At 48.0% G+C, this 1,099-nt stretch carries 1 protein-coding gene; it reads right to left on the bottom strand.

Features of this window, described 5'->3' with window-relative positions:
• Position 1 precedes the first annotated feature (1 nt).
• Positions 2–1,099 (bottom strand): elongation factor Tu (tuf, locus tag VTH8203_RS19305; protein ID WP_096995111.1); only part of this gene is annotated, 1,098 nt, incomplete at its 5' end.

The raw sequence follows: 1,099 nt of genomic DNA, 5'->3' as shown, positions 1-1,099 counted from the left end.
ATTAGTCGAAGATCTTAGCAACAACACCAGCACCTACTGTACGGCCACCTTCACGGATAGCGAAACGTAGACCTTCGTCCATTGCGATTGGAGCGATTAGCTCAACTTGCATTTGGATGTTGTCACCTGGCATTACCATTTCTACGCCTTCTGGTAGAGAGATGTCACCAGTTACGTCAGTTGTACGGAAGTAGAACTGTGGACGGTAGCCTTTGAAGAATGGAGTGTGACGACCACCTTCATCTTTAGACAGTACGTATACTTCTGATTCGAACTTAGTGTGTGGCTTGATTGAGCCAGGAGCTGCTAGTACTTGACCACGCTCAACTTCATCACGCTTAGTACCACGTAGAAGTGCACCAACGTTCTCACCTGCACGACCTTCGTCAAGAAGCTTACGGAACATCTCAACACCAGTACAAGTAGTCGTTGTAGTCTCTTTGATACCTACGATTTCTACTTCGTCACCTACGCGTAGGATACCGCGCTCGATACGACCAGTTACAACTGTACCACGACCTTGGATCGAGAATACGTCTTCGATTGGTAGTAGGAACGCTTGGTCTACTGCACGCTCTGGCTCTGGAATGTAATTGTCTAGTGCTTCAGCAAGCTCAACGATTTTCGCTTCCCACTGCTCTTCGCCGTTTAGTGCGCCTAGTGCAGAACCTTGGATAACTGGTAGGTCATCACCTGGGAAATCGTACTCAGATAGAAGCTCACGAACTTCCATTTCAACTAGCTCTAGAAGCTCTTCATCATCAACCATGTCACATTTGTTCATGAATACGATGATGTAAGGGATACCAACCTGACGGCCTAGTAGGATGTGCTCACGAGTTTGTGGCATTGGACCATCTGTAGCAGCAACTACAAGGATACCACCGTCCATTTGCGCAGCACCAGTGATCATGTTTTTAACATAGTCAGCGTGTCCTGGGCAGTCTACGTGTGCGTAGTGGCGGCTTGGAGTATCGTACTCAACGTGAGAAGTTGCGATTGTGATACCGCGCTCACGCTCTTCTGGAGCGTTATCGATAGATGCGAAGTCACGAGCAGAACCGCCGTAAACTTTAGCAAGTGTTGTACAGATAGCTGC

This window comes from Vibrio thalassae (assembly GCF_900089835.1).
GTDB lineage: Bacteria > Pseudomonadota > Gammaproteobacteria > Enterobacterales > Vibrionaceae > Vibrio > Vibrio thalassae.
Note: the sequence above shows the minus strand (reverse complement) of the source record. Positions and strands in the feature narration are given on the sequence as shown.